The organism is Actinosynnema sp. ALI-1.44, from assembly GCF_001984155.1.
Lineage (GTDB): Bacteria > Actinomycetota > Actinomycetes > Mycobacteriales > Pseudonocardiaceae > Kibdelosporangium.
The window spans coordinates 126,067-146,507 of record NZ_MTQO01000053.1 but is presented as its reverse complement, the minus strand read 5'-3'; the positions used below and the strand labels follow the sequence as shown (position 1 = coordinate 146,507).

23 protein-coding genes are annotated in these 20,441 nt (G+C 65.0%); 14 read left to right on the top strand and 9 right to left on the bottom strand.

Features of this window, described 5'->3' with window-relative positions; translation table 11 throughout:
• The first annotated feature begins 102 nt into the window (after positions 1-102).
• The gene (locus ALI144C_RS53825) at positions 103-1,635 is read left to right on the top strand and encodes a hypothetical protein (protein WP_193441274.1); all 1,533 of its coding nucleotides are present in this window, start codon (positions 103-105) and stop codon (positions 1,633-1,635) included.
• Here the strand turns inward: ALI144C_RS53825 and ALI144C_RS42585 are convergent.
• The 3 genes from ALI144C_RS42585 to ALI144C_RS56025 all read right to left on the bottom strand — a co-directional run bounded on the left by ALI144C_RS42585 (position 1,535) and on the right by ALI144C_RS56025 (position 4,122).
• Entirely contained in the window at positions 1,535-2,446 is a 912-nt protein-coding gene (locus ALI144C_RS42585) for a phosphotransferase family protein (RefSeq protein WP_202819201.1), read from the bottom strand. The two genes, ALI144C_RS53825 and ALI144C_RS42585, sit on opposite strands and share 101 nt — an antisense overlap.
• 248 nt (positions 2,447-2,694) lie before the next feature.
• Positions 2,695-3,597, bottom strand: coding sequence for a helix-turn-helix domain-containing protein (locus tag ALI144C_RS53820; protein ID WP_168211492.1), 903 nt, complete (start codon positions 3,595-3,597; stop codon positions 2,695-2,697).
• 366 nt (positions 3,598-3,963) lie between these two features.
• Positions 3,964-4,122, bottom strand: a complete 159-nt coding sequence (locus ALI144C_RS56025) for a hypothetical protein (RefSeq protein ID WP_168211491.1) — start codon at positions 4,120-4,122, stop codon at positions 3,964-3,966.
• 1,176 nt (positions 4,123-5,298) lie between these two features.
• Between ALI144C_RS56025 and ALI144C_RS42575 the strand changes: the two genes are divergently transcribed.
• From ALI144C_RS42575 to ALI144C_RS42545, 7 genes are all read left to right on the top strand, one after another.
• Positions 5,299-6,141 (top strand): helix-turn-helix domain-containing protein, encoded by an 843-nt coding sequence (locus ALI144C_RS42575; RefSeq protein ID WP_076992971.1) that lies wholly within the window; start codon positions 5,299-5,301, stop codon positions 6,139-6,141.
• Entirely contained in the window at positions 6,138-6,314 is a 177-nt protein-coding gene (locus ALI144C_RS53815) for a DUF397 domain-containing protein (protein WP_083753892.1), read from the top strand. Before ALI144C_RS42575 ends, ALI144C_RS53815 begins: the two co-directional genes overlap by 4 nt.
• Positions 6,315-6,506: 192 nt before the next feature.
• Positions 6,507-7,238 (top strand): glycerophosphodiester phosphodiesterase family protein, encoded by a 732-nt coding sequence (locus tag ALI144C_RS42565; RefSeq protein WP_076992970.1) that lies wholly within the window; start codon positions 6,507-6,509, stop codon positions 7,236-7,238.
• Positions 7,239-7,314: 76 nt separating this feature from the next.
• Positions 7,315-8,202, top strand: coding sequence for a DUF5926 family protein (locus tag ALI144C_RS42560; protein ID WP_076993684.1), 888 nt, complete (start codon positions 7,315-7,317; stop codon positions 8,200-8,202).
• Positions 8,199-8,546, top strand: a complete 348-nt coding sequence (locus ALI144C_RS42555; protein ID WP_076992969.1) for a DUF952 domain-containing protein — start codon at positions 8,199-8,201, stop codon at positions 8,544-8,546. Before ALI144C_RS42560 ends, ALI144C_RS42555 begins: the two co-directional genes overlap by 4 nt.
• Before the next feature lie 51 nt (positions 8,547-8,597).
• The gene (locus ALI144C_RS42550; protein WP_237774588.1) at positions 8,598-9,122 is read left to right on the top strand and encodes a SigE family RNA polymerase sigma factor; all 525 of its coding nucleotides are present in this window, start codon (positions 8,598-8,600) and stop codon (positions 9,120-9,122) included.
• Between the two features lies 1 nt (position 9,123).
• A complete protein-coding gene (locus tag ALI144C_RS42545) occupies positions 9,124-9,897 on the top strand; it encodes a hypothetical protein (RefSeq protein WP_076992967.1) in 774 nt (257 codons plus the stop codon).
• A gap of 52 nt (positions 9,898-9,949) precedes the next feature.
• Here the strand turns inward: ALI144C_RS42545 and ALI144C_RS42540 are convergent, their stop codons facing one another.
• Both ALI144C_RS42540 and ALI144C_RS42535 read right to left on the bottom strand, forming a co-directional pair.
• Entirely contained in the window at positions 9,950-10,480 is a 531-nt protein-coding gene (locus ALI144C_RS42540; RefSeq protein ID WP_076992966.1) for a ferritin, read from the bottom strand.
• Positions 10,481-10,610: 130 nt separating this feature from the next.
• Positions 10,611-11,831 carry an arginine deiminase gene (locus tag ALI144C_RS42535; protein ID WP_076992965.1) on the bottom strand — a complete coding sequence of 407 codons (1,221 nt, stop codon included), beginning with the start codon at positions 11,829-11,831 and terminating at the stop codon, positions 10,611-10,613.
• A gap of 208 nt (positions 11,832-12,039) precedes the next feature.
• Between ALI144C_RS42535 and ALI144C_RS42530 the strand changes: the two genes are divergently transcribed.
• On the top strand, positions 12,040-12,825 hold the full coding sequence (locus ALI144C_RS42530; protein WP_083753890.1) for a glutamate ABC transporter substrate-binding protein: 786 nt from the start codon (positions 12,040-12,042) through the stop codon (positions 12,823-12,825).
• A 2-nt stretch (positions 12,826-12,827) separates the two neighbouring features.
• Here ALI144C_RS42530 and ALI144C_RS42525 read toward each other — a convergent pair whose 3' ends face one another.
• The gene (locus ALI144C_RS42525) at positions 12,828-13,631 is read right to left on the bottom strand and encodes a CPBP family intramembrane glutamic endopeptidase (protein WP_237774587.1); all 804 of its coding nucleotides are present in this window, start codon (positions 13,629-13,631) and stop codon (positions 12,828-12,830) included.
• A 22-nt stretch (positions 13,632-13,653) separates the two neighbouring features.
• On the opposite strand from ALI144C_RS42525, the gene ALI144C_RS42520 reads away from it, so the two are divergent.
• The gene (locus tag ALI144C_RS42520) at positions 13,654-14,118 is read left to right on the top strand and encodes a PPOX class F420-dependent oxidoreductase (RefSeq protein WP_076992963.1); all 465 of its coding nucleotides are present in this window, start codon (positions 13,654-13,656) and stop codon (positions 14,116-14,118) included.
• A gap of 79 nt (positions 14,119-14,197) precedes the next feature.
• Here the strand turns inward: ALI144C_RS42520 and ALI144C_RS42515 are convergent, their stop codons facing one another.
• Both ALI144C_RS42515 and ALI144C_RS42510 read right to left on the bottom strand, forming a co-directional pair.
• Positions 14,198-14,746 (bottom strand): CHRD domain-containing protein, encoded by a 549-nt coding sequence (locus ALI144C_RS42515; RefSeq protein ID WP_076992962.1) that lies wholly within the window; start codon positions 14,744-14,746, stop codon positions 14,198-14,200.
• An 82-nt stretch (positions 14,747-14,828) separates the two neighbouring features.
• Entirely contained in the window at positions 14,829-15,590 is a 762-nt protein-coding gene (locus ALI144C_RS42510; protein ID WP_237774586.1) for a DUF2470 domain-containing protein, read from the bottom strand.
• A gap of 123 nt (positions 15,591-15,713) precedes the next feature.
• Here ALI144C_RS42510 and ALI144C_RS42505 point away from each other — a divergent pair, with 123 nt between their 5' ends.
• Both ALI144C_RS42505 and ALI144C_RS42500 read left to right on the top strand, forming a co-directional pair.
• Entirely contained in the window at positions 15,714-16,442 is a 729-nt protein-coding gene (locus tag ALI144C_RS42505) for an SDR family NAD(P)-dependent oxidoreductase (RefSeq protein ID WP_076992960.1), read from the top strand.
• Positions 16,443-16,447: 5 nt separating this feature from the next.
• Positions 16,448-16,834 carry a MerR family transcriptional regulator gene (locus ALI144C_RS42500; protein ID WP_076992959.1) on the top strand — a complete coding sequence of 129 codons (387 nt, stop codon included), beginning with the start codon at positions 16,448-16,450 and terminating at the stop codon, positions 16,832-16,834.
• On the opposite strand, the gene ALI144C_RS42495 is transcribed toward ALI144C_RS42500, so the two are convergent.
• On the bottom strand, positions 16,782-19,043 hold the full coding sequence (locus ALI144C_RS42495) for a glycosyl hydrolase family 95 catalytic domain-containing protein (protein ID WP_076992958.1): 2,262 nt from the start codon (positions 19,041-19,043) through the stop codon (positions 16,782-16,784). The genes ALI144C_RS42500 and ALI144C_RS42495 overlap by 53 nt on opposite strands.
• Positions 19,044-19,174: 131 nt before the next feature.
• Between ALI144C_RS42495 and ALI144C_RS42490 the strand changes: the two genes are divergently transcribed.
• Positions 19,175-19,789, top strand: a complete 615-nt coding sequence (locus ALI144C_RS42490; protein WP_076992957.1) for a LysE family translocator — start codon at positions 19,175-19,177, stop codon at positions 19,787-19,789.
• Between the two features lie 267 nt (positions 19,790-20,056).
• Entirely contained in the window at positions 20,057-20,440 is a 384-nt protein-coding gene (locus tag ALI144C_RS42485) for a hypothetical protein (RefSeq protein ID WP_076992956.1), read from the top strand.
• The last annotated feature ends 1 nt before the right edge of the window (position 20,441 follow it).

Below are 20,441 nucleotides of genomic sequence, written 5' to 3'. Positions count from 1 at the left end.
GGCCACCGGGGGTGCAGAAGAGTGCACGAGGGGGTGCATATGTGCATCGGGGGGTGCATCAGGGGGTGCACGTGCTTTACTCAATCATGAGGTGATGACTGAGTGGGTGGTGGCAAGGCGCAGCCGAACACACTCCTAGCTGCGGTGTTGGCAGAAGCCGGATTCAGCCATAAGGGGTTCGCCGCGCGTGTTCGAGCCGAAGCGGCTCGCATAGACCACAAGGCATCGCCGGATCATGTGGCAGTAAGCCGGTGGCTTGCTGGCGGCGTACCGCACGCGGAGACAGTCCGATGCATTGTGTCCGTCCTCAGTGCAAAGCTCGGTCGCAAGCTCACCAATCCCGACCTTGGGTTCGGCACTGTGACGCCGTCGCCCTCCCATGACAGCCCGGCTGACTCTGCGGACGAGTCTGCTGCTCTGGCGGACGACGCTACCCAGTACCCGACCGAAGTCGAGCAAGTTCCCGAGGTGATGGAACGCCTCACGGATGGCGATCTTGAAGACAGGCCGTTCCTGGTGAGCGCCGGGTGGTCATCGGCCACCGCACCCGGTGTGATCACGCGCTACCTGTTCGATCAGCCGCGTCGGCTTGAGGTCGCTACAAGTCCGACCGCCAGTCCCGGGATTGAGGTTGCGGAACGCATCCGATCGACGATTCACTACTTTCTCGAACTTGACTTTCAGTATGGCGGGGGCCATGTCCGCAAAATGCTTCTCTTCTATTGGAAGACGGAAGTCATCAACGAACTCCGGCGCCCTTATCCGGAACCTGTCAAGCGGGAGATCTTTGCTGCCGCCGCTGATGCTGCCGAGGTGCTCGGATGGAGCGCTTATGACGCAGGCCGTCACGGTCTTGCTCAACGTTATTTTTACCAAGGTCTTCGTCTGGCTAGGGAAGCGAACGACCATCTGATGGGCGGCCAGATTCTCGCGAATCTAAGCCACCAAGCGAATTACCTTGGCAAGTTCAATGACGCGGTCCACTTCGCACGCGCCGCCCAGTCGGCCACTTTCGGCAGGTCAACTGCGATAGTTGACGCCATGTTTCTCGCGATGGAGGCCCGCGCGCTCGCGAGTGCGGGTGACGAACGTGGCAGCGTAGACGCCCTTCACAGAGCCGAACAAGCCTTTGACCGAAGCGATCCCAGCAAAGACCCAACGTGGATTGACTATTTTGATGCGCTCGAACTTGCAGGAGAAGCGGCGCACGTCTTTCGTGATTTGGGTAAACCCAACGAAACACGACGATTCGTTGAGCAAGCGATCGACGCTGTCCGTACTCCGCCCCGTACTCGTGCGTTTATCGGCATGGTAAACGCTGCTGGTGCATTGAAGTCCGGCAATTTGGATGAGGCAATATCCATTGCGACCACTTCCCTGGGTATGGAAAGCTCGCTGAAATCCCAACGATATATACGGTACTTGGCGGACTTTCGAGAATCTCTTGCCCTGAAACACTCCGAGCATCCTTCTGTCCGGCAGTTTACCGAGCTCCTGCACTCTTCTTACCCCACACTGTGGACACCACCCACACCTAGAATGGCCGCCAACCAGGAGAAGGCTCGCCACGAAGAGTCCGCATCCGCACCTGATATTCCGCAGCAATCTCGGTCGACTCGTCAACGTTCTGCATAAGCCAAGTGGTCATAGTTAGTTCGTTGACTGCTTTCAAGGTGTCGAATCCATCATGCCAAGAAGTGACGTCGTATCCGTAGGCATCGACAAACTTCTGGTACTCGTCCGTGGACCACCAGCCAGCGGTCAAGTATTCGGTTGCCGTCATAGTGAGATCCCATTCAGGTTGCCCCCATGCAAAGCGTTCAAAGTCGATGAGGATGGCCTTTTCGTTGCGAAACATCAAATTCTCGTTATGGGCGTCACCATGTATAGGACCAGGCTTCAATGGAAAGCGAAGGCTGGGTAGCTTCGATTCCAGTTCGCTAAGCCGATCTAGAAGGAAACTTCTGTCACTTTTCGGTATGGGTGCAATCTCGATTCGCGGCTGAACGCGGCCGAGCATATGGGCGTGGGGGAGATTAAAACTACTCGGCGACCTTGTCCCATGTAGCCGACGAAGGACTTCTCCTAGAGTCGCTATGTCCCGCCTCTCGCCAGGGCGGCCGTCGATGAATTTCCAGAACGTCACCGGATGATCATCGACAGTTATCGGCTGGTCAACTGGGTACAGTTCGGCTGCCGGAAAATTTCGCTCGGCAAGCCACCGGGCTACGTTCACCTCTTTGAGGGCGTCTCTCCCGTAGCCGCTACGCGCGATCCGCACCACTACTGCGGCCTTCGGCGCGTGGAAGAGAGCGTTTTCACCCAGCCGAATCAGCTTGGCATCAGCACTGTCGACGCCTGCTTGGGAGCAACCGGTTCGCATGATCTCCCACGCCGACGCAGAGCTGAATGAAGTCTTGCCAGAGGAACGGTTCTCAGCAGCCACAGCCCCGAGCGTACGGTCATCGGCCTGGATTGTCATCAGGTCGCCCAGGCGTGAACACTTCCGGAGCGGCTCGGTCCAGTGCCTCGGACGGTCGGCTTATAATCGGTGACGATACCGTTGCTTCAACCGCGCCAGAGGGTTTTGAAACAGGTCGTACAAAATATAACGGACTCTCCGGTCTCCTTATCTACCCTGCTACTTGTGCTTAGATGCGAGCAAGACTCGGTCATTGGTAGTGGTTAACCTGTCTAAAGATCCTCTTTTTCGGTTGGTGCGACATTTTGATTCTTGGAGGCGTTCGGCGCGCAAGCAGGAACAAGAAAAGCGCTGAGTGGGACGTCGTAAAGGTTGGTGACATTGCGGAGAAATTGCCAACTCGGCATAGCGTCGCCGCTTTCTACTTTGATCATCGTCCGGTTAGATACGCCCAACTTAGCGGCCACCTGGGATGTACTCATTTCTCGAAAGCAGCGAATATGGCGCAAGATCTGACCTGTGTCCGCGCGGACCACGTACTCTATCTGCGCGTAGATCTGATCAATTGACGCCATCGCACGATGCGCAGACGCAACCGCCTCAATCGGATGCAATTCGTCAGTAAAAAGATCCACGGCCACCGCGGCGAGAATCTGGCGGGTTGTTCGTAGTTCCCCGACAAGCTGATCTCGCGCCGTTTTCTCGCGTTTCTCTTGGGGTCGGGCGTAATACCGGAGTATGTCGGCAACCGAGCTGATCGCGGCGAATCTTCTGCCCGCTTGTGTTAGTCCGTACCGTACGTATCCATCAGGCCCAAGCCCAACGGTAGGTACACGCTCCACGAAACCATTGCGAATGAAACGACGCAACCAATAACACACCGCATCGGCTCCGATATCAGACACACGCGCCAACTCCGCCATATAGAGCGGCATGCCATGCGCGAGCAAAGCGCGCAGGACACCTTGCGCATGGCCAGCAGGCGCGTACAGGCCACTCCTGGCCGGTATCGCGATCCGTAGGGCCGCATCGTATTCTCGCGCCATTCTCGTTACCGCCCTTGTTGAGTGCGCGCGTCGCTGCATCCGCTCCGCTTCGGCGCGGCCACCCGGCGGTGGACCGCCGTAGTGCCACACGCCGGTCCTCTCTGGACACTGATAGGTGTTGAGCTTCACCCCCCGGATGACGTCGACGGGAAGCTTGTTTCGCCGCTTTCCGACTGGCATACGACCCCTTGCCGCATGCGTCGCACGTAGCCAACGACTTCCACTGATCAGAGTCAGGCTTACCACGCATCGCACACCTAATCTGGGTTGCACTTCCATATGGCCTTCCAAGGTCGGACGCAGGTACGGCTACCCGCTCGATTCAGGATCATGGCCGTCCTTTGCTGAGGCTTCCCCGGAAGCGCATTAACGCCCGACCTCGGAAGGGGTAGGCCGGTAGCAAGAACTACGACGCTACCGGCCATAGACGGGACGCCCGGGGGATTGCGTCCCGCGTCTTTGAGGGACGGTCAAGGATCGACCGTTCCCTTGCTGTCAACGGGTTCCGATGTAGATAGTGGGAAGTTCCTCGTCCGGGGCGAAGGTGACGGCGTCGATGTCATAGATGGCGCCAGGTACGTCGATCTGTACCCGAACGTTGCCCTCGTTTCCGAGCATGACCGCAATTTCGGCGATCAATTGTGCTGCCTTCATCGGGTGTTCTCCGTTCGTCTACGTTCTCCAGATGTGCAGGTAGTGCTCCGCTAGCAGACGCAGATCATGACGAGTCTCTGGTTTTCCGTTCTTCGGCCAAGGAGATTCCTTCACCGACGATGACTAGGCAGCGTTGGCACATCACCACACGATCGTTGGAATGGGGCTCGATGCGTTCGATGGGAACGGTGTGGCCGCATGCAGCTTGGAGCCAAGGAGCGTCAATACTGAAGTCGAAGGCGTGTTTGACTCGGCCGTGAGGTGGTGTCGGTGCGATGCGCCACGTCCAGGAGCTCATGTTGTCGCGCCCCTGCTGCCTGTGGCGGTCACGGGTTGGGTGGTCGACACAGCGGGCCCGATCGGTGCCGGGGCGGGGGGTACACCGACACCGACCGGGGTTGGGGCCGGACCGTCGCCTTCTCGCTGGCGAGTGCTCGTCTCATTGTGGTCGCGGTGACCCGCTCTTGGACAGCGATGCCTGGAGCTCGACTTGATGTCGGGGGCGTGCGCCGTGTTGGGGTGGCGGGTGGTTGTGGACGCTTGGCTATCGTCAACCTTGAGTGCGCACCCGCCTGCGGAGATCGGGGCCGAGCTGCCGTCGACTGGATAGTCTGTGAACGGGTCGACGGCAGCTCGGTGTCGGGGGTGCCCAGTGAGGGGGTAGGTTCCCCTGTTCCTGGTGGCGGGTGAAGCGGCCCGTAGCTTGCGATGCGCCACGCGTCGGTGTTGATGGCGTCGTTCGGTGATTCGCCAAGCCGCGCTGACGATCCCAGCGACGGCCATCAACCCCATGGCCATGAGGTAGCCATCACTGGCAATCAACGAGGCAAGGTAGGCGATCATGACGAACTCTCGCTTTCGCCCATAGCAGCGCCGATGGCTAGGCGGATCTCCACGGCCTTCGCTCGTGTAACGACAACAGGGTCAAGCGATGGGATGTGAAGGGACACGAGTCCGTCCGGGACTGTTTCGGCGACGAACAAAGGCCCTTCCGCATCGATGCCGTCAACGACCGTCCACCTGCCCATGTTTCACGCCCTGTCATTAGCCTTGCAGTGGTCGCTCGCCCCCCAAGCGAGCTGTACTGAGTACAGAGTGCATGTACTAAGTACAGCCATGCAATGCCCTAATCGGGCGACATCTCGCGGTGCTCACATGGGTCGTACGCTGTGTCCTATGGCTGAGTACAGGGCGCAAGCCGCCTTGCGGGAGGCTGGAGCCTTGCTGAAGGAGCGGCGCCAAGCTGCGGACTTGTCACTCCGCGCTCTGGCGAAGGCAGCGGAGATCAGCTCTCACTCACGCGTGGATGATGCAGAGAATGGGCGCAAGCGTCTGGCTGATCCGGAGTATCAGCGGATCATGGATGTCTTGGACCTCGGGCACGAAGAACGAGAGCAGATCATGACGATGATCCGCTCCACTGAAGGCCCCGGCCAACTGACCATTGGGCCGCCCGGAATCGGTGCCCCACTCGCGGCCCTGATCGACCACGAACGCGTAGCCGTCCGTATCACGAACGTTGCGCTCGGGCTGATTCCTGGACTTCTTCAGACGAGTGACTACGCGCGAGCGATCCTCGGTGAGGACAGTGAACCGCGAGTCACCTTGCGGTCGGGTAGGCGTGATGTCCTTACAAGAACCCGGAACCCAGTCGAGTACTACGCCGTCATCGATTCTGAGGTTCTCGTTCGTCCCGTTGGTGCGCCGGATGTCATGCTTGATCAGCTCAGGTACTTGCAGCGGATGGCTGAACGTCCCAACGTCACGATCCAACTGGTGGACAGCACGCGCCCCGGCTATAACCCGCTGCTGGCGGGCTCATTCGGATTGCTCGAATTCGCGAAAGCCTCACCCATCGTGCACCTCGAACATCTTCGGGCGTCCGTGTCCATCTGGGACGAGGCTGATGTTCAGGCATTTGTTGAGGCTGCGGAGTATCTCCGTAGGGAAGTGGCCATGAGTCCCGATGACTCAGTGAGACTCATCGCCGGTATCGCCGATGGCAAGGAGACCAGATGACCGAGGCACAAACGAACTGGCGGAAGTCCAGCTTCAGCGCAGAGGAGACAGACTGTGTTGAAGTGGCTGGCACGCTGACTGCGGTACGGGACAGCAAGAACCCGTCGATCGAACTTGACGTACCTCTGGCGCCGCTACTCGCGGCCATCCGGGGCGGCGGCATCCACGGCTGACTTCCCCCGTGGGGCGTCGACTGAACGATGCAGTCGACGCCCCACGGGCTCGCGTTGGGGCGGCACCTTGGGAGAAATCTGGGAGACGAACCCCGGTCAACCTCCGCTGCACCCCTACGCAGACCAACGTTAACCAACACCTCTGACCTGCGGTCTAGCTTCGTATGCAGGTCAACTGGTAGTCCGGACCTTATGTTGACCGAAGTAGTCGCACACCGTGGCGCGTCCGCACACCTGGCCGAGCACACGCTCGCCGCATACCAGCTCGCGCTGGAGCAGGGCGCGACCGGCCTGGAGTGCGACGTCCGGCTGACCCGGGACGGCGAGCTCGTCTGCGTGCACGACCGCCGTGTCGACCGGACGTCGTCGGGCCGCGGTGTGGTCAGCGTGATGACCTTGGCCGAACTGGACGAACTGCGCTGGGGCGACGAGGACAAGCCCGGTGTCCTGCGCCTGGAATCGTTACTCGACCTGCTGAAACCCGGTGTCCGTCTGTTCGTCGAGACCAAGCACCCGGTTCGCTACGCCGGGTTGGTCGAGGCGAAACTCGTGGCCCTGCTCGCCCGGCACGGCCTGGCCAGACCGGCCAGCAAGGAGGAATCACCCGTAGTGGTGATGTCCTTCTCCCAGCAGGCGGTCCGGCGGGTCCGGCGGCACGCGCCGCAACTGCCCACGGTGATGCTCAGCGGAACCCGGCTGGCGCCGCGCATCGGCGACTACGCGGGCCCGTCGATTGAACGCCTCCGTGCCGATCCGACGTATGTGGAGCGTGCGGGTAGACCGGTGTACTGCTGGACCGTGGACGAGCCCGAGGACGTCCTGCTCTGCAAGCAGCTCGGGGTCAGGTTCGTCGCGACCAACAAGCCCGCCGCGACCTTGGAAGTTCTGCGCGGTACGGTCCCGGAGTCCGAACCGTCGAGATAGGGAGTCAGTTGTGGGCAAGGGCGCCGGGGCGAAGCAGGCCAGGAGAGCACGCCGGTCGGCTGCCGGTGACGAGGGGATCAACCCGCGTCAGGCCTGCCCGTGTGGCTCGGGCAAGCGCTACAAGGCGTGCCACGGCGCGCCGGGCGGTGTCACCGAGGTCGCCGTCGCTCGTCCCTTCGAAGGGCTCGCCGGTGAGTGCGAGCTCGTCGCGCTGCGGGAGTTCGTCCCGTCCGCGACTGTGCGGCTGACTCTCGCGTCGGAGCCGAAGCGTCAGGTCACGCTGGGCACCGTGCTGCCGTTGGCCTCCGCGGGCCTGGTCCGCGGGGACGACTCGGAAGACGCGTTCATCGGCCTGCAGGTGCAGATCCGGTCGCTGGACATCAGCCGTGACGTCGCGAGGGCGATCCTGTGGACGCAGGACGCGGACCCGGGTGACGTGCTGAGCGTGGTTCCCCAGGACGACGAGCGCACCGAGCGGCTGCAGGACCTCCTGGTCGTGGACGCGCCGTTCGAGCCGGAGATCCACGACAACTTCAACTGGTGGCTCGCGGAGAACGCCGAGGCGACGGGCGAGGTCGCGCTGTCGCTCGAGCGAGCCAACGAGGCGATCATGCCGACGCAGCGCGTCGGTGACGCGGCGTACTGGACCCTCGCAGGCGACAAGGCGTACCTGCGCTGGGTGCGTCCGGAGCCGGAGGAGCAGCTGATGGCCGCGCTGGCCCGGCTCAGCGCCGCCGGTTCGTTGTCCCTCGGCGAGGGGTCGAAGTACGCGGGCTCGTTCCGTGCGCACGGCCTGCTGGTGCCGGTGTGGGACCTGGACAACGAGATGCACTCCCGCGAGTGGGAGAAGCCCGTCGCCGAGCTCGGCGCCCGGCTCGCCGAAGCGCTCAACGACAACCCGCTGACCAGCGACGAGCGCCGGGCCAGGGACGGGCTGATCGGCAGGCAGGTCACGATCCGGTGATCCTGCACATGTGTGGCCGCGCTGAATGGCCACCACAGGGCGACGACTACCGCGCCGAATCCCTCGAGGTCGAGGGATTCGTGCACTGCTCGGACTACGGCACCGTGCACCTGCCGGCGAACGCGCTGTTCAGCGGCCGGACCGACCTGGTGCTGCTGGTGATCGACCCGGCCAGGCTGACCGCTTCGGTGAAGTGGGAGCGCCCGGTCGTCGGGCCGCCGGACGGACCGTGGTTCCCGCACGTCTACGGCCCGATCAACCCGGACGCGGTGGTCGACGTGATCGACTTCCCGCCTGGCGCGGACGGGACCTTCACCCTGCCCGCGGTGCTCGCGAACCCGTGAGGAAATTCGAGGCAACCCCAGCGCGAGCTGGGGCGTGTCCTGCATGTGACGGTGGGAACGCTCAACCCCGCGGTGGGGGAGAGCTACGGCGTGGATGACTTCGGCGAGTTCGTCCAGGCGGCCCTGCCGGGACTGCTGCGCTACGGCCATGCCCTCACCGGCAACCCCCACGACGCGGCGGACCTGGTGCAGACCGTGCTGGAGAAGCTCGGGTCACGGTGGGCGCGTGTCGTGCGCAACACCGGTGACCCGCTCGCCTATGCCCGCCGTGCCATGGCCAACACACACATCAGCAGGTGGCGCCGTACCCGCCGGGAGAACCTGGTCGCCGAACTGCCGGACATCCCAGCCGCGGCGGCACGAGACCGGTTCGACAACGAGCCACTGTGGCAGGCACTGCGCGCACTGCCCAAACGACAGCGGGCAGTGATCGTGCTGCGCTACTACGAGGGGTTGTCGGAGGCGGAGATCGCCGCGGCCCTTGGCGTGAGCACCGGCACGGTGAAGAGCCAGGCGAGCAAGGCGATGGCGAGTCTGCGGACCCGCATGCGGGCGACGGAAGAAGGGAGGTGCTGAGATGGATCTGGAAGACGAACTCCAGCGCCTGTTCAAGGACGAGAGACTGGACGTGCGAGTCGCGTCCGACGCCGAGTCGAACGTGGTCGCGGGCGCGCACCGGCTGCGCCGCCGCCGAATGGTGGCGATGTCCGCGGCCGGAGTGCTGAGCGCGGCGGTGCTCGCAGGCGGCGCCCTCGTGCTGACCCAGTCGGGCCCCCAGTCGTCCGGGGTCGCCACCCCACCGTCCGACCTGCCCATCGACAGCACCCAACCGACCGCCGCGGGCCCAAGCCCGGAAACCAGCGTGACGACGGCCCCCAGCCCGCCCGAGCCCGTCAGCAAATCGACGAGCTCCCCCGTCGACTCCCCAGGGGCCACGAAGCCGACCGCGCAGCCGCCCGCGTCCAAACCAGGCGTGATCCTCGGGCCAACCGGCGACGGCACAACCCGGCTCGGCGACACCCAGAAAGACCTGGAATCAGCCAAAAGAGTCCCGACAACGGCGAAAGAACCCGCCGGTTGCACATCCTTCCCGACGAGATCGGCAACCGGCACGGCCTACATCGGCCAAAGCGGCAAAGTGGTGGCCATCGTCTACCGCTCGGAAGCAACCACCCCGGAAAACATCACCATCGGCTCGACGGCGGACTCGGTGAAAGGCGCCTACCGCGACTTCACCGGCAGCACGGCGACAGTCCCCGGAAACACCGCAGCGAAGTACAAGTTCACCTTCGCGTCCGGAAAAGTCACCAGCATCGCCCTGCTGGCGAACCAACAGGACTGTGTTAGTTAAGTAGGACAGCCGATGGGGCCGGACGCCGTCCGGCCCCACGAATCACGTGTGGTTACAGCGAGCCGCCTGCGGCGCGCGGGGCACCTGCGTCGGAGCCGCCGTCGCCGACGGATTCGCGGGCCACGAAGGTTTCCACGTCGAACAAGTTGCCGTTGCTGCGCTTGACGACGTTGAGCAGTGTGGACATCGAGGAGACCTCTTCGACCTGCTCCTTGAGGAACCACTGCATGAACTGCTCGCCCTTGTAGTCGTCCTCGTCGCGGGCGGCCTTCGCCAGCGCCACGATGTCGTCGGTGACCTGGCGCTCCTGGTTGAGCGCGAGCTCGACCAGTTCGGCTGCCTCGACGAAGTCGTTCCGGACTTCGTCGACGCTCGGGATGATCACCTTGATGTCGTTGTCCAGCAGGTACTGCACGATCATCATGGCGTGGTTACGCTCTTCCAGCGCCTGGTGATAGAAGTGCTTCGCCAGCTGGGGGAGGTCCTGGTCGTCGAACCACACCGCCAGTGCGATGTACTGCTGTGACGCCGTGAACTCGTTGCGGATCTGCTGCTGCAGGAGCTGGTGGAACTTGCTGGTCATATTTCTACGATAACTCGCGCGCGCCCAGGAGACCAAATAATGTGGTGTGAGACAACCGATTGTCGTGGAATTTAGGAAAGCCTAACAGAAATTAAGTCCGCCTTATTTCAGGTTAGGCATTCCTAATTTCTCACACCGAGTCGCGGTTGATCGGGCACGACATGCAGCGCGGCCCGCCGCGGCCCGAGCCCAGCTCAGAGCCACTGATGCGGAGGACTTCCACACCCGCGTCCTCGAGCCGGGCGTTGGTTTCCGCGTTGCGTTCGTAAGCCACGACCACGCCCGGCGCCAGCGCCAGGGTGTTGTTGCCGTCGTCCCATTGCTCGCGCTCCGCCGTGACGGAGTCCAGACCCGTGTCGATCACCCTGAGGCGCTCGATTCCCATTGCTTCGGCGGCCGCCGTCAGGAAAGGCACAGGGCCGGAGGCGACAACGCCGCCGGAACCGTCCGAACGCATCGGATAAGCCTGCAGCGTGTCCCGCACCGCGGGGTACATCACGACCGCGTCCCGGTCGACCATCGTGCACACCGTGTCCAGGTGCATGGTCGCGCGGTCCTGCGCGATCGGTACGGCAAGGACCGTGTGCGCCAAGCCGTCGTTGAACGCCGACCGCGCGAGGGACTCCGCGCCCGCAGGCGTGGTTCGCTCGCCGACGCCGATCGCCAGCACACCAGGTGCGAGCAGCAGGACGTCGCCGCCCTCGACCGGCGCCGAATGCGCGCCGTACGCACGCCCGGACAGCCGGAACCGCGGGTGGTACGCGTACACCAGGTCCAGGACCGACGTCTCCCGCACACGCGCGGGCATCGCCAGCGACGCGATCGCGACCCGGTCACCGATCCACACCGACGAGTCGCGGCTGAACAGCAGGTTCGGCAGCGGGTCGACGGCGAAGTCATGCGGTGAGTGCATCCGTCGCACGAGAGACGCGCCCTCCGCGACAGGCAGCTCCTCGAACGTCATCCCGGCCGTCAGGACGTGCGCGAGCGTCTTGGCGTCCACGCTGGACAGGTGTGAGCGCAGTGAGTCGGCGAGTTCGTAGCCGAGGCGGCGTTCATCCACAGCGGTCAGCACGCCGGTTGTCCGCGCGCGCCCGTCCTCCAGCGCCTTGCCGAGCACGTCGGCCAGCAGCATCACCTCGACGCCCCGGCCGCGCAGCACCTCGGCGAACGCGTCGTGCTCCTCCTGCGCCCGGTCCACCCACGGGATACCGTCGAAGAGCAGCTTGTCGTTGTTGCGCGGGGTGAGCCGTTTCAGTTCGGCGCCCGGCCGGTGCAGCAGCACCGAACGGAGCGTGCCCACCTCGCTGTCGACGCGGGGCTGTGCCTGGACTTGCACGTCTGTGGTCACGAGAACCCAGCCTAGCCGCTGGCTATGCAAATCGTCGTGCTGGACGCTGTTTCTGATCGAAACAGTTGTTGTCGAAGGTGATAAACGGCGAATCGTTTCATCTGATGACCGAATCGTGTGTCATTTGTTGTGCGCCGATTGGTCGAGTATGGTCCGTGCGGATCAGCGAAGTCGGGGAGCTGAGTTCATGCGTGCTGCCGTCGTGTGTATGGCGATAGGGCTGCTGATGGCGGCCGGGTGCGGCGATGGTGACGAGCCGCCGTCCGGCCCCAGGCTGACCATCGCCATCCGATTCGACCAGCCGGGCCTCGGCGTGCGCTCCGCCGACGGCGGGTACACCGGCTTCGACGTCGACGTCGCGCAGTACGTGGCCGCCAAACTGGGCACCGACAAGCGCGCGATCACGTTCGTCGAGGCACGTCCCGCCGACCGTGAAACCATGCTCGAACAGCACAAGGCGGACATGGTCGTCGCCACGTACTCCATCACCGACGCCCGCAGGCAGCGAGTCGACTTCGCCGGACCGTACTTCGTTGCGGGCCAAAGCCTGTTGGTGCGCAAGACGAACTCGGACATCGACGGCCCGGAAGCGTTGAACGACAGCGACTGGCGCCTGTGCTCGGTGTCCGGCTCGACGCCCGCGGAGAAAGTGCAGGCGACGTACGCGAAAAGCGTCACGCTGGACCAGCGCGGCTCATACCGCGAATGCGTGGACGCCCTGCTGAAAGGCGAAACGGACGCCGTCACGACCGACGACGTGATCCTCGCGGGCTACGCCGCCGAACAACCGGACAAGCTGAAAGTCGTCGGGAAGCCGTTCTCGACCGAGCGCTACGGCATCGGTCTAAGCAAAGGGGACAGTCGACGCACGAAGGTCACCGACGCGTTGCGCGCCATGGTCGCCGACGGCAGCTGGGACCGGTTCGTGCGCGACAGCCTCGGCCGTTCCGGCTACCAGATCCCCATGAAACCCGAGATCGTCGACAGCCCGTAGGCCTACGGCAGCCAGGAAACCCCGCGCAGCAGCGAATAGCCGACGAACGCGACCACGTCCAGCAGTGTGTGCGCGATGACCAGCGGCCACAGCCGGGTCGTCCTCTGCCAGACCCGTCCGAACACGAGCCCCATCACGACGTTCCCGACGAACCCGCCGAACCCCTGGTAGAGGTGGTACGAGCCCCGCAGCACCGACGAGACCAGCAGCGACTTGTTCTCACCGAACCCGAGCTGCCGCAGTCTGGTGATCAGGTACCCGACCACCAGGACCTCCTCGGCCCACGCGTTGCCCGCCGCCGAGATCGTCAACGCGATCGGCCGCCACCACGTGTCGGTCAGCGTCGTCGGCATGACCTCCAGGTTGGCGCCGATCGCGTACGCCACCAGGTAAAGCCCCAGGCCCGGGATGCCGATCAGCGCGGCGAGGCCGACGCCGCGCAGCGTGTCGCCGCCGAGGAACCGCCGGTCGAGGCCGACGTCGGTGAGCCGCTTCCCCGCGCGCCACAACAGGTACAGCCCGAGCGCGCCCCAACCGAACAGTTGTGTCGCGCTGAGCAGTTGCTTGAGCAGGTCGAGCAGGTCGAGCTTGGCCTGCGGCACGTTGAGCGCCACGCTCTGGCTCGACAGCGGTTCCGGCCGCAGCAGGGAGTCGGCCAGGCTGAGCAGCGACCGCGCACCGGACATGCCGAGTGTCACCGCGAACACGATGACCAGCTCGATCTTGATCGAGCGGCGCTCGGCCGGGTCGGTCACGACAGCGTGGTCGTGCTGCGGCGCCAGCCAGGCGCGGAGTCGATTCGCCACGTCCGCACGTTACCGTTAGCGCATGGCTCGACGGATCGCGACGAAAGACAAAGTGGACCGCGCGGCACTGGTCGACTTCCTGCGTCCGAGGCACCACACCGTCCTGGTGACACGGCGCGCGGACGGCAGCCCGCAGATGTCGCCGGTGGCCTGCGGCGTGGACACCGAGGGCCGGGTGGTCATCTCGACCTACCCGCAACGAGCCAAGGCGATCAACGCGAGGCGTGACCCACGCGTGTCGCTGTGCACGTTGTCCGACGACTGGGACGGCCCGTACGTGCAGGTCGATGGGCAGGCAGAGGTGCTGGACATGCCGGACGCCGTCGAACCGCTCGTCGAGTACTTCCGGTGCATCGCGGGCGAGCACCCGGACTGGGACGAGTACCGCGCGGCCATGCGCGCCCAGAACAAGAGCCTCATCCGTGTGACGATCGAGCGCTGGGGGCCGATCGCGACCGGCGGATTCCCGCCCGAGCTGGCGGACTGATCCGCCAGCGGAGGCGGCGAGGCCGAGTACTCGCCGCCTTCGCCTGCGCGGCCTCACCCGCCGCGCATGTTCCCCCAGGTCAACGGTCGAGTTGGGCGCGGATCTCGCCGGCCGGGAACGTCGCGCTGTGCACGTTCGCGTAGGTCACGCCGCTGCGGAAAGCCCTGGCGAGCTCGGCGAACTCACCTGCTGCGATGCCCTGCGCGGCCGGGCCGACGACGTCGGCAGCCCGCAGTGTGCCGCTGATCGTCGCCGGGGCGGCCGGGCACAGCTGCGTGCCCGCCGGGCCGTTGCCCGCGTTCGTGCACAGGAACGCGCTGATCCCGCCTGCCTGGAACGCGTGCCCGAAGTGGATGTGCGCTTGGGTGACAGCGCCGGACATATCGGCGTAGCTCAGCTGCCAGGTGATTTCCTGGGTGCGCTCGTTCAACGTCGCCCGGAACGATCCCGTCCCGGTCGTGGACAACGGCAACGGGTGCTCGTGGTACCCGGAAAGCTGTTCCCGCACGGAATGACGCGAGGCGAAACCGTCCACGTCATGAGGCGCTGCTGCGCTCGCGGTCGCCGACAACGCGACAACGGCACCAACCGCGGCGGCCACTGCCAGCAGGCGCCTGTGTCTGATCATCAGTCATGCCTCCTCGCCGAAGGGGCCACGCCAGTGGGTACTAACGCCCCGCGGGGAGACTCGGTTCAGTCGGTGCGGATTCTCAGTGCCGTTTTCTGGTCTCCGCCAGGAATGGGCAGCCGACCAGGCGACGCAGCTCGTTCGCCAGCTCGGTCGTCGTGGTGACGGGCTGCTCGAACGCCAGCCGCACGTCGTGGTCCGCGTCGCCTGCCTCGACACGCAACCGCAGGCCGAACCGGTCAAGGCCGAGCGGCCTGATGTGCCCGCCGCGCAGCTCGTCCGGCAGGTGACGGCCGAGCAGCGACACCACGTCGGTGTGCGCGAGTTCCAAGTGCCGCAACCAGTCCGCTTCGTAAGCGCAGAACGGGTCCGGCGTCGCCGCGGTGAAGTCCTCCAGCCGCAGCGAGTGCGTGCCCTCGGCGTCGGCGAGGACGAGGGACGCGGGGATGAGCTGGAGCATCGTGGCGCCGTGACCGACATCAAGCAGACGCGGGTCCGGACGTTCCTCGGCGACCAGCACCGCGGCCCGCCTGGCCTCGTCGTCCGACAGCGCCCGCACCCACCCGGTGAACCACAGCAGACCGCGCACCGGTTCCCGCAGTGGCACCGGCGCGGTGTCCGCGAGTTCGAGCATCGCGGCGAGCTCGCCCCGTGGCGCGGCCCACGCGGCCTGCACGAACGGGTTGCTCTGGGCGACGAGAACGCTGGCGACTCCGTCCGCGTGCACGTGGTGCGTCAGTGGGATGACTTTGCCAGCACCTTCGGCGGACGGCATCAGCGTGGCCTTGCCCCCGCGCGTGGCGATGGTGCGCGCACGCTCGGCAGGCGTGGGTGTCTCGGTCACGGTCACCTCCAGGTTAGGGCAGCCTAACTTGAAACGCCGGTGCTTGGGAAGTGGAGGTCACCCGAACCGGGGGTGGCAGCGGCTTGACCTTCACGTGTGCGTGAATGTTTACGGTCGGCGGACATGGGAGATTTCAACGGCAAGGCCGTGATCGTGACCGGCGGGGGAACAGGCATCGGACGGGCCACCGCGCGGTCCTTCGCCGAACAGGGCGCCGACGTTCTGGTGGTCGGGCGCACCGAGGCGAGGCTGGCGGAGACCGCCGAAGGACTGGGCATCCGAACCCTCGTCGCGGACGTCGCCGAGCCGGACGCGGCCGAGCGCATCGTGAGCACGGCCATCGAGACGTTCGGACGGCTGGACGTGCTGGTGAACAACGCGGCCATCCTCAAGCAGGACGACGACCGCGCCGGACTCGAGCAGATGCTGGCGACGAACCTGCTGGCACCGATCTACCTCACCCAGGCCGCCACCCCGCACGTGAGCGTGGTGATCAACGTGACGACCTCGATCGCGCAGCGAGGCTGGCCGGTCCCGGGCGGAACGGTCTACGGCGCCGCGAAAATGGCGCTGGAGTCGTTGACCCGCAGCTGGGCGGTGCACCTGGCGCCGAAGGGGATCCGTGTCGCGGCCGTGGCGCCGGGACCGATCGCCACCTCCATGCCGGAACACCAGGGACTCACCCCGGTTGAGGCCGACGCGTTACGGGACACGATGGTCGGATACGTGCCGCTGGGCAGGATCGGTCAGCCCGAGGAAGTGGCGTTCTGGATCGTCCAGCTCGCCCGGCCGGAGGCCGCGTTCACGTCCGGCGTGGTGCTTCCGGTCGACGGCGCGGCCGTGGTCGGATAAAACCCGTGCGAATCGGGCAGTTGGCGAAGCGGACAGGCGTGACAACCAGGGCGCTCCGGTTCTACGAGGAGGAAGGGTTGTTGACCTCGCGGCGACTGGCCAACGGTTACCGCGACTACGACGAGATCGCTGTCACCCGCGTCACCAACATCCGATACCTGCTGGACGCCGGGCTGACCTTGGAGGACGTACACGCCTTCCAGGTCTGCCTCGACGGGGACATGGCGAACGCGCGGATAGGCTCGGCGGTGGCCGAGGTGGCTCGACGACGCCTTGCCGTACTGGACAAGCGCATCGCCGATCTTGTCGCCGTACGGGACCACCTCGCCAACCAACTGTTCATGGCAGGCCCCAAGGTGCGGACGAGTCACCGGGCACCGGCGAAACAGTGAAGTCCGGCCGGTCACCCGCTGGGTGAACGAACGCCTCACCGCCGCGTGCGAGGCCGATCTCGATCGTGTCAGGACTGACCAGGCGATGGGGGAGATCCCGGCCGACCGAATCCCGGACAACGACGTCGCCCGCGATGTCGTGCCGGATCACGCAGGGCGCACCCGCTTCGCTGCGTACCCGCAACCAGCGGGTCCGTCCGCCGGTCCGGGACGCGCTCAGCAGGAACGCGCCCTGCGTGCGGAAGTTCTCGATCGCCACGTCCGGCCACGGCACGGCAGGGAAGACCCGCACGACATCACCCCAGCTCTGGCACACCATGTCGTGCACGGACTGCGCCGCGGACAGCGGGGTTTCGATGACCGGACCGGACTCCTTGTACATGGTGTTCGGCTGGACGAACCGGCGCAGCAGCTCACCGAGGTAGAAGGCAGCCTTGTCGCCACGGAGCATCTGCGCGGAGATCGAGGCCGCGCCCGTGAAGCTGTAGCCCTGCAACGCGCCCTCGAAGCTGATCCAGTGGCTGAGCGACTTCTCGATCAGCGCCCGGTTCTCCGACTTCTCCCATGTGACCTCGTACAACGGGTACACCTGCAACAGGTGTGAGTAGTGCCGGTGCGATTTCGCGAACGGCACACCGGCACCGATCATGTACCCGTTGCCGTCGACGGCGTACGGGGTGAGCGTCGCCAGCACGTCACGCCAACGCCCCACGAGCGGATCTTGGGGCGCTGTCGCCAGCAAAGTCGAGCAACCCCAACGGATCAGCGCCAGGTCATAGGTGCAGTCGGGGGCGTTCTCGCCGTACTCCGGGGAGAACGTGAACGGCAGGTGCAGCTTGCCGTCCGAACCGCGCGTGAGGAAATGCAGGTAGTAGTTGATCGCGCCGCGCAGCAACGGGAACAGCACGTCGTGCAGGATCCGCTGGTCCATGGTGTGCCGGTAGGACAGCCATACGTTGTGCAGCGCCCACGTGAGGTTGCCGACCTCGGGCGTCGGGGAGGCCCGGCCCGGAATCCCCAGCGCGAACCCGGACGTGCCCGACCCGGCACCGTTGAGCAGGCTCATGTCGGTCGTGCGGGGGATGCCGTACGAATCGGCGCGGTAAGGAGTGGCGACCTGGTCGCGGAGGTTCTGCCGGAACTTGTCCAACGCGTACGTGACCGCGTCGAGTTCGAGGTGGTTGGCGCCGTGGATCAGCCAGTACTCCAGCTGCACGTTCAGGTTCCACCAGGTCGCGGGCCACGGCGTCGGCTCCAGCCACGGACCGCACGTGGCCATCACGGGCGCGTCCTTGCGCGCGGCCGACGCGATTTTGTAGAGCTGGATCCAGTAGAACGACTGAAGCCTCGAGTCCGAAATAGACAGAAAGCTCCGCCGGTAGTGGTCGTGCCACCAGTTCTGGTGATCCCGCGCCAGCGACGACAGCGGCCCGACCGTCCGCACGGCTCGTCGCGCGCGGTCCGCCGCGGTCTTCGCCGGATGCGACCACGCGACGGACGTGTACAAAGTCCGCGTGGAACCCCGTGTGACCTGCCGCCACGCGGTGACGTGCTCACCGCCGGCGTGCAGCGGTTGTACCGCGAGTTCGACGTCGCCGCTGGTGTGCCGTTGGACAGGCGGGTTCTCGGTGTACCCGGCGGGCGGTGGTTTGCCGAAAACGGGATCGGCCCGTGGACTGACAGCTTTGGCAGGGTGGAAGACCCACTGGAAGGCGCGTTCCCCGTCGGACGGCGTGACCTCGACGACGAGCAACGACCGGACACTGTGGACAAGCGCGCGGAGCTTCATGCTGCCTGCCGATGTCGTAAGTGTGCCGCGTAACTCGGCGTTCCACAGGTCCAGACGCCAATCCAGTGCGGTGATCGTGCCGACGGGTTCAAGGGTGAAGTACCCGATCGGCAGCCTGGCCAGGCCGAACAGCGAACCGAACTCGGGCCGGTGGTCCTGCACCTGCGAATGCTGGACGTTGAACCGGATGACGTCGCGGCCGGGCTCGGCGTAGATGCCGGACCCGAGGAAACCGTTGCCGAGAAACGGGCCGTCGTACCAGGTCCTGGGAAGCCGCCGCCAGATCATGTCCGAACCGGCGAGAAACCGCGGCCAGTCGACCCCGGCGCTGTGCCCGGCGTGGGCGGGCGTGGCGAACGCGGCGCCCGCGAACCCGGCCAGCGCGCCGGAGAGAATCGTTCGTCGGTTGAGGTCGGCCACTCTGCCACCTACCCGGGTCGGCTACACCTCCGATGTATCTCCAAAACTAGGGCGCGCTTGCGGCGCCGTCAAGGGTTGAAAACGATTGTAAATCGGCGATGATCGGATCTATTTCCGGCTAAGCTCACGCCATGACGCACCTGCTGGCCTTCATGGGCGTGGTCCTGCTCGCGGCGATGACCCCAGGACCGGACTTCGTGATCGTCACCCGCCACGCGGCGTTCTCCGGAAAACGCGCGGGCATGGCAGCCGGACTGGGAATCGCCAGTGGAGTGTTCGTCTGGGCGCTGGTCGCCTCGCTCGGCGTGGCAAGCCTCCTCGCCGCCTCAGCCCTGGCGTACACGATCGTGAAACTCGTCGGCGCCGCCTACCTGGCCTACCTCGGCATCAAGGCACTCATCGGAGCATGGCGCCGAGGAGAACGCGTACAGCTGGAAACCCACCTGCCCCCAGCGCGCCCACTGGTGGCCTTCAGGCACGGCCTGATCACCAACCTGCTGAACCCGAAGTGCGCGGTGTTCTTCGTAGCCCTCATGCCTCAGTTCCTCCACGGCACCCCAAGCCTGACCGACACACTGCTGCTGTCCGCCGTGACCGTGCTCGTCACCATCGCGTGGTTCACCGTGCTGGCGAACCTGGTCGGCCTCCTGAAGGGCTTCTTCACCGCACCCAGGGTCCGCAAGATCATGGACACCGTCACCGGCACGATCCTGATCGCCTTCGGCATCAAGATCGCCACAGACTGAACCGATGCGCGACTACGGCTACGTCGGTCCACCCGACCTGCTCGCCCAAGTCCGGCCTGACAGCAAAGGCCACCCGATCCGCTCGTTGGCGGACCTACAAGCATTGCTGGACAACCTCTCGGCGCCGCCGCGCGGCGGTCCGCAACCGCAAGCCGTACCGAAGGGATCATCGGCAAATCCGGTTATCCACAACCCGCCGGTAGCCATTCCATCCGACCCTCCCCCCGATAGACTGGACCCGGGGTCGCCCCCTGGGAGTGGCGGGGGATGTTCGGGCAAGGCGGTGATGAGGCTTTTACGTTTGTTGTTGGTGTTGATGGGCTTTTTCGGGTTGCTCCTCGGCGGAGTGAGCATGTGGTTTGTGCCGGTGGCGAAGGGGTCCTCGCGGCCGGCGAGGTTACGTTCGATCGCGCCGGAGTGGTTGTCGAGATCAGTAACCAGTCGACTGGATACTGCCCTGATCTTGGGTCGTGGCCGGCAGTTGCGAGTGCGCTGGAGCGTGCCGGGATTGCGCATCCTGGCGGGTTCACGCATCTGGTTGTTTTCCGCCGTTGCCTGCGTTGTGCCGAGATCAACGTTGTGCGGGATGGCTACTTTGCTTGTGTGTTCTGTGATGCCGATCTTCCGGCGGAGTGGAACGTGACGGTCTAGG

Bases quoted from the DNA above. Each gene is read 5' to 3' on its own strand.
- ALI144C_RS42520 (WP_076992963.1), top strand. From the start codon at position 13,654: ATGGCTCGACGGATCGCGACGAAAGACAAAGTGGACCGCGCGGCACTG.
- ALI144C_RS42485 (WP_076992956.1), top strand. From the start codon at position 20,057: ATGTTCGGGCAAGGCGGTGATGAGGCTTTTACGTTTGTTGTTGGTGTT.
- ALI144C_RS42540 (WP_076992966.1), bottom strand. From the start codon at position 10,480: ATGACCAGCAAGTTCCACCAGCTCCTGCAGCAGCAGATCCGCAACGAG.
- ALI144C_RS42490 (WP_076992957.1), top strand. From the start codon at position 19,175: ATGACGCACCTGCTGGCCTTCATGGGCGTGGTCCTGCTCGCGGCGATG.
- ALI144C_RS42545 (WP_076992967.1), top strand. From the start codon at position 9,124: ATGGATCTGGAAGACGAACTCCAGCGCCTGTTCAAGGACGAGAGACTG.
- ALI144C_RS53815 (WP_083753892.1), top strand. From the start codon at position 6,138: ATGACCGAGGCACAAACGAACTGGCGGAAGTCCAGCTTCAGCGCAGAG.
- ALI144C_RS42530 (WP_083753890.1), top strand. From the start codon at position 12,040: ATGGCGATAGGGCTGCTGATGGCGGCCGGGTGCGGCGATGGTGACGAG.
- ALI144C_RS42575 (WP_076992971.1), top strand. From the start codon at position 5,299: ATGGCTGAGTACAGGGCGCAAGCCGCCTTGCGGGAGGCTGGAGCCTTG.
- ALI144C_RS42505 (WP_076992960.1), top strand. From the start codon at position 15,714: ATGGGAGATTTCAACGGCAAGGCCGTGATCGTGACCGGCGGGGGAACA.
- ALI144C_RS42565 (WP_076992970.1), top strand. From the start codon at position 6,507: ATGTTGACCGAAGTAGTCGCACACCGTGGCGCGTCCGCACACCTGGCC.
- ALI144C_RS42515 (WP_076992962.1), bottom strand. From the start codon at position 14,746: ATGATCAGACACAGGCGCCTGCTGGCAGTGGCCGCCGCGGTTGGTGCC.
- ALI144C_RS56025 (WP_168211491.1), bottom strand. From the start codon at position 4,122: ATGAAGGCAGCACAATTGATCGCCGAAATTGCGGTCATGCTCGGAAAC.